The following is a 14,699-nucleotide window of genomic DNA, read 5'->3' on the forward strand; positions in this document are numbered from 1 at the left end:
CCACGCCTTTACGGGGCTTATTGTCGGCAAGCGGCTGTTTGCATAACAGAGGCAGAAAGCACTGAAAAATACGGATCAGATGCGCCGGCGCAAAGCGCTTCAGAAACGGAAATGCCCGACCATCCCGTGCAACCGATTGCTCAGGTGCTTGAGTTCGGTGCTCGCCGCGGAGATTTCCGCGCTGGCGGTGGCGGACTCCTCGGCGGTTTCCCGCACGCGGGTCACGCTCTGGTTGATCTCCTCGGTCACCGCCGCCTGCTCTTCCGCCGCAGTGGCGATCAGTTCACTCATCTGCTGGATATTCGACACCTGGCGGGTGATGTGCTCCAGGGCCATGCCGGTATCGCGCACGCCGGTGACGGAGGCGCTGGTCTGCTGCAGGTTGGTCTTCATCATCCCGGTGCTTTCGTCGGCGATGTGTTGCAGCGTGACGATCAGTTGCTCGATCTCGCTGGACGACGCCTGGGTCCGTTGCGCCAGGTTGCGCACTTCGTCGGCGACCACGGCGAACCCGCGCCCGGCATCGCCGGCCCGTGCCGCTTCGATGGCAGCGTTGAGCGCCAGCAGGTTGGTCTGTTCGGCCACGGCCTTGATCACGTCGAGGATCGCGCCGATACGCCCGCACTCCTGTTGCAGACGCCCCAGCGACTCCGCCGAGGTGCCGACGCCGCTGGCCATTTCCTCGATCTGGCGGATCGCCTGTTGCGACATCGCCAACACGCTGCTGACCTCGTGATCGGCGCCCTTGGCGGCGCTGGCCGCCTCTTCCGAGTTCTTCGCGACTTCCTGCACGGTCATGGCGATCTCGTTCATCGCGGTGGCCACCATGTCGGTCTCGTTGCGCTGGCTGTCGATGCCTTCCTGGGTGGTGCTGGTGATCGCCGCCAGTTGCGAGGCCGAAGCCGCCAGTTGCTGCGAGCCACAGCCGATTTGCGAAATCACCTCGCGCAGGCTGGCGTTCATGGTGTTCAACGCACCCAGCAGCACGCCCAGTTCGTCACTGCGCTCGACCTTGATGTCAGCGGTGAGGTCGCCGCCGGCGATACGCTGCGCCGCCTGCACGGCCTGGCGCAGCGGGTAGACGATCTGCCGGCTGATCAGCAGCGCGACGGCGATGCCGCAGAGGATCGCCACCAGGGTCACGACGGCCAGACCCATATGGGTGCTCTTCACTTGCTCGGAGGCGCGCGCTTCTTCGGCGTAATACAGTTCGTTGGCGCCGTCCTGCAGACGTGACAGCAACTGGTTGGCGGCGGTCAGCTCGGCCACCGAACGGGCCTGGTCGCGAGCCTTGGAGTAGGTGTCGAGGTCGGCGCGCAGCTTCTGCGCGGCGCCGAGGTCCTGGGCCGGCCAGCGGCCTTCGCGGGCATCCAGCACCAACTGGTCGAAGCCTTGTTTGAGCTTGGCGTGGTGTTCCTGGTGCAGGGCCTGGTGCTGGGCATCGCTGCTCAGGGCGAGGTTGTAGTTGGCTTCGCGGGTGAAGACGATCTCGTCGAACAGGCTACTGATGAAACTGATGCGCTTCAGCGACGCACTGCTGTTCTGCAGCCCGAAGCCCCCCAGCAGTGACAACAGCAAGGCAAACGACAACAGCAGGCCGAAACCCAGGCCGAGTTTGCGGGTGACGCTGAGGTTCTTCAGCGTGAATGCCTGTGACATACCTTTCTCCAACCTGTGAATTCATCCTCGCCGGTCCGCAGGTAACGGTAATCGGCAAGCCCAAAAAACCGGGAGTAATGTCATGACGCTGAAGCCGTGGGGAATCAGGCCGTGTACGAAAAAGCCCGTACAGACCCTGGTGCGCAGAGGTGTTCCGAAGGGATTCACACTGGCATCCGTGCAGTTCCCGAGCGCGGGAACCGGGTGTACTTGGGCATCCGTTGCCCTGTTTTTGCCCATACTTTCAGTAAGGGAATAGTAACATTCGCAAACGATTGATCTCAATATGACACTAATGTCTGTTTGCCGCTATTGGTCCCCCTGCCCTGAGCCGGATGCGGTTACCCTCAGCGCCTCGCAGATCCGCGCGAACAACCTTCGGAGCTGTATGCCGGCGACCGTCCAACAGCCCCCGCGCAAGAGGCAAAAGACCTTACTGATCATGGCTTTATCGATACACGAAAGCGCGCCGAACAGGCCATCGCAGGCGTCCCCGGATTGAATGCCCCGCTGCTGGTCCGGGGCGGATCGGACACGCTGGCGGACGCCTTGAACGGTGAGATAAGCCCGACGCTTCCGGAGGGGCATAGAAAAGAGTTGCAACAATTACCCGACTCAGACGCCCATGCAGTCGATCAAACGCCGCAGAAACACGCCGCGCCACCGGGGATCATCCAGCATCCGCGCCAGCAACCCACTGTGCGGCGCATCCGGGACGACCAGCAGCGAGCGCCATTCGGCATTGACCGCCGCGTCGTGCAGCCGTTGCGGAATCTCCGGCGGCACTACTTCGTCCTGGCCGGCAGTGATCACCAGCAGGCGACCGCGGAAACGCGAAAGCGTCATCCAGGCATCGCTGTCGGCCCAACTGCGTGGCTGGCGGATCAGCCGGGAAAATGCCGGGCCGAATGGCACGTCGTAGGCCTCAGGGCAATAAACACCGGGGACCACCAGCACCAGCGCAGACAAATCAAGGGTTTCGCTGAGACGGATGGCGTTGTAGGCGCCCATGCTCGACCCGATGATTGCCGTCGGTCTTCGGGTTGCTTCGATTACCGCTCGGGCCTGGGCAGTGCGGTCCTGCAGCGAGGTGCCGAATTTGTCACCCCCGGTCCGGCCGTGACCGATGCAATCGAATGCCGTGGAACCCACCCCGTGCTGCGCCAGTTCAGCGCGCACGCCATCGAATATTCCCGCCTGCGCCGCGCCGCCACCGTGAATCGCCAGCAGGTGCGCCGAACCGCTGCCGGAGCGGTGATCGACAAACAGCCGATCATGACCGTGAGCAACCTTGAGCGTGACGATCGACTGTTCTGGCATGGCGATAGATTTTCTACTGGCTGGACGATGGAAAACTGACTCTCTGGCCGGTCGCGTGGCTGCTAGCCTTGGTCCAGCTTAAACCTCGAATCACAGGAGCATGATCAATGACGGTAGAAAAAGTGGCGATCATCACCGCCGGCGGCAGCGGCATGGGCGCGGCGGCGGCACGCCGGCTGGCGGCGGACGGCTTCAAAGTCGGCATCCTCTCCTCCTCCGGCAAGGGCGAGGCGCTGGCCGAGGAACTGGGCGGCATCGGCGTGACCGGCTCCAACCAGTCCAACGACGACCTCAAGCAACTGGTGGACCAGGTGCAGGCGCGCTGGGGTCGCATCGACGTGCTGGTCAACAGCGCCGGCCATGGCCCGCGGGCGCCGATCCTGGAAATCAGCGACGACGACTGGCACCGCGGCCTCGACACCTACCTGCTCAACGTGATCCGCCCGACCCGCCTGGTGACGCCGATCATGCAGCGCCAGCGCGACGGCGTGATCATCAATATCTCCAGCGCCTGGGCGTTCGAGCCGAGCGAGATGTTCCCCACCTCCGCCGTGTTCCGCGCCGGCCTGGCCTCGTTCAGCAAGATCTTTGCCGACACCTACGCCCGCGACAACCTGCGCATGAACAACGTCCTCCCCGGCTGGATCGACAGCCTCCCGGCCACCGAAGAACGCCGCGCCAGCGTGCCGCTGCAGCGCTACGGCAGCAGCGAGGAAATCGCCGCCACCGTGGCCTTCCTCGCCTCTCCGGGCGCGGCCTATATCACCGGGCAGAACCTGCGCGTTGACGGCGGGATTACCCGTTCGGTGTAAACCATGCCGGTCCCGCGACGGGACCGGCGCGCCTCAATACACCACGCCCACCGGGTACACGAAGGCGTTCACGTCATAGAACGGCGTGCGCTGATAGAACCAGCTCAAGCGCGCCCGCGGGTCGGCGGCGAACGCCGGATCGTCGTTGAGCTTGCGCTCAAACTCGGCCTTGAGCGCCGGGCTTTCCTCCAACATCTTCCGCGCCATGGGCTCCATCACGTATTCCTCGGGCTCTTCCGCCACCACCAGGGTTGAGTTGAAAAAGCCCCAGGCCCAGAACGAATCGGGACTTTCCGGGTACAGCAGGTTGATCGCCAGCACACCGAGCGGCTGGTCGACATTGATCACCACCGACCCCGCCGGGAAGGTCTGCAGTCGCTCGAACGGTTTGGCCACGCCGCTGACCAGCAGATGCCCCTCGTAGCCGGGAATCTCGTTGCTCTTGGCCCGGTCCGGTTCGAAGCCGCCCGCCACTTTCACCTCGTCCATGCGGTACAGGGTCACGGCCACGGCGGTGGGCTTGTCGAGGGTGCGCATGTCGATGCCATGGGCCTTGAGGCGGGCGATCACCTCGCGCCACTGCGCCGGCACGATGTACTGCTTCGGCCGTTTGGTGATCAGGTCCGGCTCGCTGTTGCCGGTGACCGGCACTTCGAGGCTCTTCGGCTGGTTGCTCCAGACGATGGTCTTGGCCCCGGTGATCGGCGAGGTGTCGTAGCGATAGTCGCCCACGGTGAACGGCACGGTCTCGGCCTTGCCCGGCTTCCAGGTCAGGATCACATCCTTCTGCGCCGCCAGGCGGGCGCGGTCCTTGGCGATGGCGGCGCGCAGCGAAGCCGACTGTTCGCCGATCACCTGGAACATGCGCTTGAGCATCACGTAGTTGCCCAGCACCTGGGTCTTGTACGGGTGCAAGGCGTGCTGTTCGATGAGGATCGACGGCACGTTGCGGATATCGCCGTACTGGTTGGAGAACCGCGCCAGGTCGGTGCGGTACGGGTAATAGCCCTGGGTCGGGTCCTGGTTGTCATTGAAGCTGATGCACTCGTGGACCACATGGCCTTCGTTCTGCAACGCACGGTACACCGGCGCTTTCATCACCTCGTCCATCCACGCGCTGCTGGCCGGCGACCAGCCGTTGCCGTTGTGGCAATACGAGCTGTCGTAGGGGTACATGGCGCCGTCGGTGGAATGGGTGTCAGCGAAGAAGCTCAGTTCGTAGGTGTTGAACACCCAGGCGACGTTGCGGATCTCCGCGCTGTCGAGCTTGGTGAAGTCGCGGTTGAGGTTGTAGTTCAGGCCATTGACCCGCCAGCCGCTGACGTCCGGGCCGTTCTGGTTGATCCGGCCGTAGGGACTGCGGCGCACGTCGCCGTCGATATTGACGGTGGGAATGAAGAGGATATTGACCCGGTCCAGCAGCCCGGCCAGCGCTTTGTCGCCGCTGGTCATATCGCGCAGCAGCATGAACATGGCGTCCTTGCCGTTGGACTCGCCGGGGTGAATCTCGGCCTCGACGAAAATGGTCGGCTTGCCGGACTTCTTCAGCCCGGCGGGTGACTTGTCGGCGCTGGTGGAGGCGACCGCCAGCAGCATCGGGTAACCTTCGGCGCTCTTTTCCGGCAGGTCGCTGAGCGCCACCCGGCCACCAGACGCGGCGGCCAGTTTTTTCAGCCAGGTGCGGGTTTGTTCGTAGGTGCTGGTCTGGTGGAAATCGCTGGCTTCGGCCACCGTGATCAGCGGGTTGTCGGCCTTGGCGATGTACTGCGTGCTGGTGAGTTGCTGTTCGAACATCGCCGGCAGGATGCGTTGCTTCGCCGCTTGCAGGTAGCCGCTGTCGTCGATATAGGCCGGCGCGCCGGGCAAGGCGGCCTGGGCCGGCAGACTGGCACCGAGCGACAGCGCGGCGAAAAGCAGGTGCGGGTGCTTCATCTTGAGTTCCTTCTCACACGGGGACTGGCAACCTTAGGCTCTGTATGAAAAGCCTTGAGACGAAGGTCAGGCAAGGCGAAAACAGCCGAGGAAGCGGAGTTTACGGGTTGTAAATGAGCATTCCGAGGCTGTTTTCAACGCAGCATCACCGAGTATCAAGGCTTTTCATACAGAGCCTAGAACACATCGGGTGAAGGCCGCCAGACCTCCCTCAGCCCGTCACCCCACCTTCGCCGCCTCCAGCATCCCTCGGTCAACGATGAAGTCGATCAGCGTCTGCAAACCATGCCCGGTCTTCAGGTTGGTGAACGCCCACGGCCGTTCGGGGCGCATGCGCTGGGTGTCGCGTTCCATCACTTCCAGCGAGGCACCGACATACGGCGCGAGGTCGATCTTGTTGATCACCAGGAAATCCGACTTGGTGATGCCCGGCCCGCCCTTGCGCGGGATTTTCTCGCCTTCGGCGACGTCGATCACGTAGACCGTGAGGTCCGCCAGCTCCGGGCTGAAGGTGGCGCTGAGGTTGTCACCGCCGCTCTCGACGAAGATCACGTCCAGGTTGCCGAAGGTGCGCGCCAGTTCTTCCACCGCCGCCAGGTTCATCGAGGCGTCTTCGCGGATCGCGGTGTGCGGGCAGCCGCCGGTTTCCACGCCGACGATGCGCTCCGGCGCCAAGGCGCCAGCCTCGGTGAGGATGCGCTGGTCTTCCTTGGTGTAGATGTCGTTGGTCACCACGGCGATTTCGTAGTGGTCGCGCATGGCCTTGCACAGCGCTTCGAGCAGCGCAGTCTTGCCGGACCCGACCGGGCCGCCGACGCCGACGCGCAGGGGTTGTTTGTAACTTTGCATAGGGGATTCCTCAGGATCGGAACAATCGGGTGTATTGGGTTTCGTGCCGGGACGAGGCAATCGCCAGCAGCGGCAGGCCGCCGCCGAGTTGCTCGTCAGGCAAGGCCAGGGCCCGTTCGAGGACCGCGGGCAGTTCTTCGGATAGATCACGCAGCAGTGTCTGCGCCGCCTGCTGGCCGAACGGCACCAGCTTGACCCCGGCCATCACCGCGCCTTCCAGCCAGATAAAGCCATGCCCCAGCGCCAGGTCGCGCAGCGGGATCTGCCAGTGCACCGCGAGCCAGGCCATGCCGCCGAGTTGGCTGAGTTCCAGGCTGGCGCGCCAGGCCGGGTCCTGGCCCAGTTGCCAGCCATCCAGCAGGCGCATCAGGGCCATGCCGCGCTGACGTTCTTCGGTGCGCAGCTCGGCGGTTTCGCGGTTGCTCAGCAGAAATCGGCTCCACTGCGCGAACGCGGCGACATCGCCGGCTTCGCACGCGTGGTACAGCCGCGCCAGCAAGGGCCAGTCGAGGTAGCCGAGGGTGTCGTGCAACTGCTGGCGCTGCCAGTCGGCAAAGCCCGCGGCGCCGCGCACCCAGCCGGCCTCCACCGCCCACTCCAGCCCCTGCGAGTAGGTGAAACCACCCACCGGCAGGTTGGGGCTGGCCAGTTGCAGCAGACGCAGCAGTTTCAGGTCGGTGCTCATCAGCCCGCCAGCATCACGGCCGCACCGGCCAACAGGCCGCCGCCGAAGGCTTGTTGCAGGCGGGTATGACGGCGCAGCAAGCAACCCACGCCAAAGCCGGCCAGGAGCAACAGGCCGCTGACGGTGACGAAGCCGGCGCTGAACACCCAGAACGCGCCCGGGCTGGATTCAACGCCGTGCGCCCAGCCGTGGAACAGCGCGAACACCGGCATCACCAGCGACAGCAGCACCTGACGGCGCGGCAGCAACAACGCGGCGCCCGCCACCAGCAGCGAGCCGAGGATCATTGCTTCCATGCCGATCACGCCACCGAACAGGTGGCCGAGCACCGCGCCGCTGAACATGGCGCACAAGGTCAGCAGCGGCAGGGTCAGGCGGCTGCGGGTCAGCGCGGCGAGCACGCCGGTGCCGATCAGCATCAGCAAGTGATCGAGGCCGGTCAGCGGGTGCAGCAGGCCGTCCTGCAGCGGGTTGGCGTCGTGACCGGGGTGGGCCAGGGCCGGTACGGCGACCAGCAGCAAAGCCAGGGCGAGAGACTTCTTCATCGGGTGCTCCTTGTTGGAATCAGTGGGCCTGGGCAGGCAGGCGAATAAAGGGATGGTCCTGAACCTGAGCATGACTGTGGGCATGGCTGTGCGGCGCGCTCTGGTAGGCGCCGGCCTCGGGCTCGAACGGCGCCTGCTCCAGCGTCACCTCCAGGCCGAAACCGCGAACCATGTCGTCCAGCACATAGTCGTGCTGGTAGCGCACGAAACCGGCCTCGATCTGCAGCGGCACATGGCGGTTGCCCAGGTGATAGGCGGCGCGGGCCAGCAGCAGCGCGTCGTCGCAGCGCACGGTCGAGACGGCCTCGGCGGCGGCAATGACGCGCACCACCTCCCTGCCCTCGCCGTCCGCCAGCAACTCGCCGCCGCGAATCAACTGACCGCGCTCCAGCAGCAGGCCGGCATCGCGGCCGTCATCGAGGGTGATGCGCACCCGGCTCTTGATCCGCGTGTCCAGGTTCAGGGTTGCCGTGGTAGTCGCCGCGGCATCGGCTTCGGTCACCCGGCGGGTCAACAGAATCATGGTTTCTCCTTGGGCTTAAAACAGGAAGTAACGCTGGGCCATGGGCAATATCGTGGCCGGCTCGCACACCAGCAACTCGCCATCGGCACGCACTTCATAGGTCTGCGAATCCACCTCGATAGTGGGCATCAGGCCGTTGTGCAGCATGTCGCCCTTGCGTACCGTGCGGCAGCCGTGGGCCAGGCCGATCAGGCTGCGCAGGCCCAGTTGTTCGTGGATGCCGCCATCGAGGGCGGCCTTCGACAGGAAGGTCATCCGCGTGGCATGCCGCGCCGCGCCGAGGGCGCCGAACATCGGCCGGTAATGCACCGGCTGCGGCGTCGGGATCGAGCCGTTGATATCGCCCATCGGCGCCGTGGCGATCATCCCGCCCTTGATCACCAGCGCCGGCTTGACGCCGAAGAAGGCCGGCGACCAGAGCACCAGGTCGGCCAGCTTGCCGGCTTCCAGCGAGCCGACTTCATGGGCGATGCCGTGGGTCAGCGCCGGGTTGATGGTGTACTTGGCGATGTAGCGCTTGACCCGGGTGTTGTCGCTGTACGACGAATCCCCGGCCAGCGGCCCGCGGCGCAGTTTCATCTGGTGCGCCACCTGCCAGGTGCGCAACACCACTTCGCCGACCCGGCCCATGGCCTGAGAGTCCGAGGAGGTCATGGAGAAGGCGCCGAGGTCATGCAGGATGTCTTCGGCGGCGATGGTCTCGCGACGGATCCGCGACTCGGCGAAGGCCACGTCCTCGGCGATGCTGGTGTCCAGGTGGTGACAGACCATCAGCATGTCGAGGTGCTCGTCCACCGTGTTGACGGTGTACGGCAGGGTCGGGTTGGTGGACGACGGCAGCACGTTGGCGAAACCCGCCGCGCGAATGATGTCCGGCGCGTGACCGCCGCCGGCACCCTCGGTGTGGAAGGTGTGGATGGTGCGGTCGCCGATAGCCGCGAGGGTGTCCTCGATGCAGCCGGACTCGTTGAGGGTGTCGGTGTGGATCGCCACCTGCACGTCCATTTCCTCGGCCACGCCCAGGCAGCAGTCGATGGCGGCGGGCGTCGAGCCCCAGTCTTCGTGCAGCTTCAACCCGACGGCGCCTGCGGCGATCTGCTCGCGCAGGGCCTCCGGCCGCGACGCGTTGCCTTTGCCGAGCAGGCCGATATTGATTGGTAGCTCATCCGCCGCCTGGAGCATCCGCGCCAGGTACCACGGCCCTGGCGTGCAGGTGGTGGCGTTGGTGCCGGTGGCCGGGCCGGTGCCGCCGCCAATGAAAGTGGTGATGCCGGAGGTCAGCGCTTCTTCCACCTGCTGCGGGCAGATGAAGTGAATGTGCGAGTCGATGCCGCCCGCAGTGACGATCTTGCCCTCAGCGGCGATCACTTCGGTGCCCGGCCCGACCGGCAGGGTCACGCCCGGTTGCACATCGGGGTTGCCGGCCTTGCCGATGCCGACGATGCGGCCGTTCTTCACGCCGATATCGGCCTTGACGATGCCCCAGTGGTCGATGATCAGCGCGTTGGTCAGCACCAGGTCCATGGCCTCGGCGGCGAGCATCTGGCCCTGGCCCATGCCGTCGCGGATCACCTTGCCGCCGCCGAACTTGACCTCTTCGCCGTAAATCGTGAAGTCCTTCTCGACCTCCACCCACAACTCGGTATCGGCCAGGCGCACGCGGTCGCCCACGGTGGGGCCGAACATGTCGGCGTAGGCCCGACGGGAAATCCGGCTCATGCCCGCGCCTCCAGCTTGCCCATGACCTTGCCCTGGAAGCCGTAGACTTCGCGCTTGCCGGCGTAAGGCACCAGCGTGACGCTGCGCGACTGCCCCGGTTCGAAGCGCACGGCGGTGCCGGCGGGAATGTCCAGGCGATAGCCGCGAGTGACCTCACGCTCGAACACCAGGGTGTCGTTGACTTCAAAGAAGTGATAGTGCGAGCCGACCTGCACCGGGCGATCGCCGTGGTTGGCCACGCTGACGCTGATCGTCTCGCGTCCGGCGTTGAGCTCGATGTCGCCAGCGGCGACCTGTATTTCTCCGGGAATCATCCTGCTCTCCTGTTGCGCCGCTCAGACGATCGGGTCATGGACGGTGACCAGCTTGGTCCCGTCGGGAAAGGTGGCTTCCACCTGGACGTCGTGGATCATCTCGGGCACGCCCTCCATCACCTGCTCGCGGGTCAGCACCTCGCGGCCCAGGTTCATCAGTTCGGCGACGGTGCGCCCGTCGCGGGCGCCCTCCATCACCGTCGCGCTGATCAGCGCCACCGCTTCCGGGTAATTGAGTTTCAGGCCACGGTCACGGCGGCGCTCGGCGAGCAGCGCGGCGGTGAACAGCAGCAGTTTGTCTTTCTCTCTCGGGGTCAGCTCCATGGTCGCTCTCTCAGGTGGCCCAGATACGCGGCGGGCACGGCGCCAGGCCGGTGACGGCCGGGCGCAGCGCGTGCCAGAGCCGCGCCAGTGTGGATTGAAGACGCTGGTTGTCGTGGTCCAGCAGGCGGACCACCAACAGTTTTCCCAGCAGGGTCGCCCCGGCCGGGACGGTGAGTTCGTCGAGCAGCGCGCGGGCCTGCGCCAGCAACTCGGCGGTGGCGGGCGCGGCGCAGAAGGTGGCTTGCAGCGGATAACCGGCGAGCTTGTGCAACTGCCCGCCGTCGATGCGCAGGCGTTCGTGCAGGCCGGGATCGTCCGGCATGTCGATCAACAGGCGGCTGTCCAGCGTGCCGTGGTTGAACACTTCGCCCATCACCGGCCGGCCCAGGCACAACGTTTCCCAGGCCAGCAGCCGCGCGCCGGGCGCCAGGGTAAAGCGGTTTTCCAGGCTGAGCCGGGCGCCGTCGAAACAGATATTGCCTTGAGGCAGCCACTCCAGGGTGCTGCCTTCAGCCAGGTGGAAATGCTGTTTGAGCACCGAAACGGGGCCGGCGCTGCGATAAAACTTGGTAGCGCCGGGCATGGTCAGCAGCGCGTGGCTGCCGGGTTCCAGGTGCACGTCGAGGGTCAGGCGATCACCGCCCACCACACCGCCGGGCGGGTGCAGCACATAAACGTGGCACGGTGCGCCCTCGGGATAGAAGGGTCTTTGCACCAAAAGAGGTCCGAAATGACGCCGCGCACCAATACAGGTCTTACCGCCTCGTGCAACGAAGCGCAGCATCAGCTCGGCGCTCCAGCCCGCAGTGGAATTCACGGGCGGAAGCTGTTCGGGTAGGGACATTCCAGCGGTTCCGGTAAACACCGCGTTTATTGGGGCTGACGGGCAGTCCCAGGCACACGCGGCGGTTAAAGAACGTCTGCGCGGGCGCGGGTTGCGGGCCGTCGCGCAGACCTGATCGATCGATCAGTAATCGATGGAAGGTGTAAGTGCACATTGCGGGCCAGAATGGCGCATGTAGGGGAATTCGTGCGTTGGTGGTGCACTGGTCCTGGACTTGAGGCGCTAGTCAGGGGAACGGGAAATCGCGGACAGGTGCTAGTCGACAGGCTTTCAGCGCTCTCAAGATCGAGCGCCGCCCGCGCGGCGCATCGCGAGCAAGCTCGCTCCTACATTGGTTGTAACGTGCCTATGTCTGCCAGGCCATGGTTGACTGCCTTGTTTGTACGACAGCCTCCCAGCGATTCATCGCCAAACGCCAAAGGCGGGCAACACCCTTCTGACAGGCCATGGCACGTTGCAACGAATGTAGGAGCGAGCTTGCTCGCGATGCGCCGCCCGCGCGGCGCTCGATCTGGAGAACGCTAAAGATCTGTCGGCACACCTACCGCAAAAACATCGCTTGCTCCACCAGCCCCTTCACATACCCCGTCTGCGGTCGGTCCAGCACGTCGCCGCTGGCGCCGGCCTCGATGATCCGGCCTTCCTTGACCACCACGATGCGGTCGGCAATCGCCCGCACCACGCCGAGGTCATGGGTGACGAACACCAGGGTCATGCCTTCCGCCTGCAATTCGCGCAGCAGCGCAAGGATCGCGGCCTGCACTGAGACGTCGAGGGCCGAGGTGACTTCGTCGCAGATCAGCACTTCAGGCTCGCAGACCAGCGCCCGCGCAATCGCGACGCGCTGGCGCTCGCCGCCAGACAGGTGATGCGGGTATTTGTTCGCGGTTTCCAGCGGCAACGCCACCCGCGTCAGCGCAGCATCGATGCGGGCCCGGCAGGCGGCGCCCTTGAGGCCGAAGAAATGTTCCAGCGGCGCTTGCAGGCATTGGGCGACGGTCTGGCGCGGGTTCAAGGCGCGGTACGGGTTCTGGAAGATGTACTGGATCCGGTGCCGCGTCGCCGAGGGACGCTGGCGCGCCAACAGGCTCAGCGGCTGGCCGTCGAAACTCAAGTGGCCGGTGGCGTTGTCGCCAAGGCCGGCCAGGGTCCGCGCCAGGCTGGTCTTGCCCGAACCGGACTCGCCCACCACCGCCAGGCATTCGCCGCGGTACACATGCAGGTCCAGGTCGAACAGCACCTGGCGGTCATAGGTCAGGTTCAGTTCGCGCAGTTCCAGCAACGGCGTGCGTCCTTCGACAAACAGCCGCGGCGCGGCGCTTTCCGCCTCGGGCAATGCGGTCAGTTGCGGGTGCAGGCACGCTACCTGCTGGGTGCCGTCCAGCGCTTGCAACGCCGGTTCGGCCCGCTCGCAGGCGGCACTGCGCCGCTCGCAGCGCGCCGCGAAGGCGCAACCACCCGGACGCTGCCCCGGCGCCGGCGCGTGCCCGGCGATGGCGCGCAGCACACGCTGGCGTCCGACTTCGGGAATCGCCGCGAGCAAGCCGAGGGTGTACGGATGGCCCGGCCGCTCGAACAGCCGTTCGCGGCTGGCGACTTCGACGATGCGCCCGGCGTACATGACCATCACCCGGTCCACCAGGTCCTTGATAACGCCGAGGTCGTGGGACACGTACACCGCCGCCACGCCCTGCTCTTTGCACAACCGCCGCACGGTTTGCAGGATGTGCGCGCGGGTGCCGACGTCCAGCGCGGTGGTCGGCTCGTCGAGCACGATCAGTTTCGGCCGGAGAATGAACGCCAGCGCCAGCATCACCCGCTGCTGCTGGCCGCCAGACAGTTGGTGGGCGAAACGCCGGAGAAATTCGCGGTCGCCCGGCAGGCCGACATCCACCAGCGTCTGTTGCAGGCGTTGCTCCCAGGCCTCGCGGCCCAGCGTCGGTTCGTGGGCGCGCAGGGTTTCCAGCAGCAGGTTGCCGATGCGGATCGCCGGGTTCAGGGCCAGCGCCGGGTCCTGGGCGACATAACCGATCAGCCCGCCACGGGCCCGGCGCAAGCCTTCGCCGTCGAGGGCGAGGAAGTCGGTGCCGGCGACCCGCACCCGCCCGCCGCTGATCTGCGCGCCACGGCGGGCGTGGGCGAGCAAGGCGGTGGCGAGGGTGGTCTTGCCGGAACCCGACTCGCCCACCAGACCGAGGATTTCCCCAGGTTCAAGGCTGAAGTCGATGTGGTCGATCACATCGCTGCCGTTGTCGAGGTCGACCCGCAGGCCCTCGACCTGCAAGGCCGCCACACGGGCCTCATCGGCGCTGGCGCCGGTCTGCACCGGTTCGGACAGGACGAATGCATTCATGAGCGCGCTCCCGCGCTGTACCGGGCAATGCCTTCGGCCAGCAAGTTGGTGCCATAGGCGAACACCGCGATCAGCAGCGCCGGGGCCAGTACGGCCCAGGGCTGGACCAACAGCCCCGCCTGGTTTTCATTGATCATCAGGCCCCAGTCCGCCGCCGGCGGGGCGACGCCGTAGCCGAGGAAGCTCAGGCCCGAGAGCATGCCGATGCCCCAGGTGAGCATGTTGCCGAAGTGCACCAGCAGCGGCGTCAGGACATTCGGCAGAATCTCGCGCAAGAGGATGCGGGTGCGGGAAAAACCCATCATCTGCGCCGCCTCGACGAACTCCTGGCTGGCCACCGACACCGCGCTGCCGCGGGCCAGGCGGATCACGCCGGGGATAAAGGCAATGGCTACGGTGAGGACGATCAGCCACGGCGCGCGGCCGAGCATGGAGACGATCAGCAGCACCAGGATCAGGTCGGGAAAAGCCAGCCAGACATCCGCCAGCCAGGTGATGACCTGGTCCAGGCGCTGCCGCGACAGGCCGGCGAGCATGCCCAGCACGCTGCCCACCACCAGCGCCAGGCTGGCGGCGGCCAGCGACATCCAGAGAATCGACAAGCCGCCGGCGAGCAGCCGCGACAGCACGTCGTGGCCAAGGAAATCGTGGCCCAGCGGCGCCGCGGCGGTGGGCGCGCCGTACACGCCGCCGAGCATATCGGTCGGCGCATGGGGCGCCAGCCACGGGCCGAACAGCGCCAGCAGCACCACCGCCAGGGTCACCAGGGCGCCGCGGCGAATGCTCGGCTCACGCCAGAATCGTGCAGTGAACATGCTCT

14 protein-coding genes are annotated in these 14,699 nt (G+C 65.8%); 1 reads left to right on the forward strand and 13 read right to left on the reverse strand.

Going from position 1 to position 14,699, the window contains the following annotated elements:
- Window positions 1-99: 99 nt before the first annotated feature.
- Together NTD82_RS10905 and NTD82_RS10910 are read right to left on the reverse strand one after the other, a co-directional pair.
- The gene (locus NTD82_RS10905) at window positions 100-1,659 is read right to left on the reverse strand and encodes a methyl-accepting chemotaxis protein (protein ID WP_095153607.1); all 1,560 of its coding nucleotides are present in this window, start codon (window positions 1,657-1,659) and stop codon (window positions 100-102) included.
- Between the two features lie 615 nt (window positions 1,660-2,274).
- Window positions 2,275-2,979, reverse strand: a complete 705-nt coding sequence (locus tag NTD82_RS10910; RefSeq protein ID WP_262128754.1) for an alpha/beta fold hydrolase — start codon at window positions 2,977-2,979, stop codon at window positions 2,275-2,277.
- A 107-nt stretch (window positions 2,980-3,086) separates the two neighbouring features.
- Between NTD82_RS10910 and NTD82_RS10915 the strand changes: the two genes are divergently transcribed.
- On the forward strand, window positions 3,087-3,791 hold the full coding sequence (locus NTD82_RS10915; RefSeq protein ID WP_262128755.1) for an SDR family oxidoreductase: 705 nt from the start codon (window positions 3,087-3,089) through the stop codon (window positions 3,789-3,791).
- A 33-nt stretch (window positions 3,792-3,824) separates the two neighbouring features.
- Here the strand turns inward: NTD82_RS10915 and NTD82_RS10920 are convergent, their stop codons facing one another.
- The 11 genes from NTD82_RS10920 to NTD82_RS10970 all read right to left on the reverse strand — a co-directional run bounded on the left by NTD82_RS10920 (window position 3,825) and on the right by NTD82_RS10970 (window position 14,694).
- Window positions 3,825-5,723, reverse strand: coding sequence for a M14 family metallopeptidase (locus tag NTD82_RS10920; protein ID WP_262128756.1), 1,899 nt, complete (start codon window positions 5,721-5,723; stop codon window positions 3,825-3,827).
- Between the two features lie 219 nt (window positions 5,724-5,942).
- Window positions 5,943-6,572, reverse strand: a complete 630-nt coding sequence (gene ureG, locus NTD82_RS10925) for an urease accessory protein UreG (RefSeq protein ID WP_262128757.1) — start codon at window positions 6,570-6,572, stop codon at window positions 5,943-5,945.
- Window positions 6,573-6,582: 10 nt separating this feature from the next.
- Window positions 6,583-7,257 (reverse strand): urease accessory protein UreF, encoded by a 675-nt coding sequence (locus NTD82_RS10930; protein WP_095153612.1) that lies wholly within the window; start codon window positions 7,255-7,257, stop codon window positions 6,583-6,585.
- Window positions 7,257-7,802, reverse strand: a complete 546-nt coding sequence (locus tag NTD82_RS10935; protein ID WP_095153613.1) for a HupE/UreJ family protein — start codon at window positions 7,800-7,802, stop codon at window positions 7,257-7,259. Before NTD82_RS10935 ends, NTD82_RS10930 begins: the two co-directional genes overlap by 1 nt.
- A gap of 19 nt (window positions 7,803-7,821) precedes the next feature.
- Window positions 7,822-8,325, reverse strand: coding sequence for an urease accessory protein UreE (gene ureE / locus NTD82_RS10940; RefSeq protein ID WP_262128758.1), 504 nt, complete (start codon window positions 8,323-8,325; stop codon window positions 7,822-7,824).
- A gap of 15 nt (window positions 8,326-8,340) precedes the next feature.
- Window positions 8,341-10,044 carry an urease subunit alpha gene (ureC, locus tag NTD82_RS10945; protein WP_262128759.1) on the reverse strand — a complete coding sequence of 568 codons (1,704 nt, stop codon included), beginning with the start codon at window positions 10,042-10,044 and terminating at the stop codon, window positions 8,341-8,343.
- Window positions 10,041-10,358, reverse strand: coding sequence for an urease subunit beta (locus tag NTD82_RS10950; RefSeq protein WP_262128760.1), 318 nt, complete (start codon window positions 10,356-10,358; stop codon window positions 10,041-10,043). Before NTD82_RS10950 ends, ureC begins: the two co-directional genes overlap by 4 nt.
- Window positions 10,359-10,379: 21 nt before the next feature.
- Window positions 10,380-10,682: an urease subunit gamma gene (locus tag NTD82_RS10955; RefSeq protein ID WP_095153617.1), complete on the reverse strand. Its 303-nt coding sequence runs from the start codon at window positions 10,680-10,682 to the stop codon at window positions 10,380-10,382.
- 10 nt (window positions 10,683-10,692) lie between these two features.
- A complete protein-coding gene (locus NTD82_RS10960) occupies window positions 10,693-11,526 on the reverse strand; it encodes an urease accessory protein UreD (protein WP_262128761.1) in 834 nt (277 codons plus the stop codon).
- 541 nt (window positions 11,527-12,067) lie between these two features.
- Entirely contained in the window at window positions 12,068-13,879 is a 1,812-nt protein-coding gene (locus NTD82_RS10965; protein WP_262128762.1) for an ABC transporter ATP-binding protein, read from the reverse strand.
- Window positions 13,876-14,694, reverse strand: coding sequence for an ABC transporter permease (locus NTD82_RS10970; RefSeq protein ID WP_262128763.1), 819 nt, complete (start codon window positions 14,692-14,694; stop codon window positions 13,876-13,878). The genes NTD82_RS10965 and NTD82_RS10970 overlap by 4 nt, the downstream gene beginning before the upstream one ends.
- Window positions 14,695-14,699: the final 5 nt, after the last annotated feature.

Source organism: Pseudomonas sp. 5P_5.1_Bac1 (genome assembly GCF_025466015.1).
Lineage (GTDB): Bacteria > Pseudomonadota > Gammaproteobacteria > Pseudomonadales > Pseudomonadaceae > Aquipseudomonas.

Coding starts and splice junctions, on each gene's coding strand:
- NTD82_RS10905 (WP_095153607.1), bottom strand. CDS start 1,659: ATGTCACAGGCATTCACGCTGAAGAACCTCAGCGTCACCCGCAAACTC.
- NTD82_RS10935 (WP_095153613.1), bottom strand. CDS start 7,802: ATGAAGAAGTCTCTCGCCCTGGCTTTGCTGCTGGTCGCCGTACCGGCC.
- NTD82_RS10915 (WP_262128755.1), top strand. CDS start 3,087: ATGACGGTAGAAAAAGTGGCGATCATCACCGCCGGCGGCAGCGGCATG.
- NTD82_RS10950 (WP_262128760.1), bottom strand. CDS start 10,358: ATGATTCCCGGAGAAATACAGGTCGCCGCTGGCGACATCGAGCTCAAC.
- NTD82_RS10920 (WP_262128756.1), bottom strand. CDS start 5,723: ATGAAGCACCCGCACCTGCTTTTCGCCGCGCTGTCGCTCGGTGCCAGT.
- ureC (WP_262128759.1), bottom strand. CDS start 10,044: ATGAGCCGGATTTCCCGTCGGGCCTACGCCGACATGTTCGGCCCCACC.
- ureE (WP_262128758.1), bottom strand. CDS start 8,325: ATGATTCTGTTGACCCGCCGGGTGACCGAAGCCGATGCCGCGGCGACT.
- NTD82_RS10965 (WP_262128762.1), bottom strand. CDS start 13,879: ATGAATGCATTCGTCCTGTCCGAACCGGTGCAGACCGGCGCCAGCGCC.
- NTD82_RS10970 (WP_262128763.1), bottom strand. CDS start 14,694: ATGTTCACTGCACGATTCTGGCGTGAGCCGAGCATTCGCCGCGGCGCC.
- NTD82_RS10930 (WP_095153612.1), bottom strand. CDS start 7,257: ATGAGCACCGACCTGAAACTGCTGCGTCTGCTGCAACTGGCCAGCCCC.
- ureG (WP_262128757.1), bottom strand. CDS start 6,572: ATGCAAAGTTACAAACAACCCCTGCGCGTCGGCGTCGGCGGCCCGGTC.
- NTD82_RS10960 (WP_262128761.1), bottom strand. CDS start 11,526: ATGTCCCTACCCGAACAGCTTCCGCCCGTGAATTCCACTGCGGGCTGG.
- NTD82_RS10910 (WP_262128754.1), bottom strand. CDS start 2,979: ATGCCAGAACAGTCGATCGTCACGCTCAAGGTTGCTCACGGTCATGAT.
- NTD82_RS10955 (WP_095153617.1), bottom strand. CDS start 10,682: ATGGAGCTGACCCCGAGAGAGAAAGACAAACTGCTGCTGTTCACCGCC.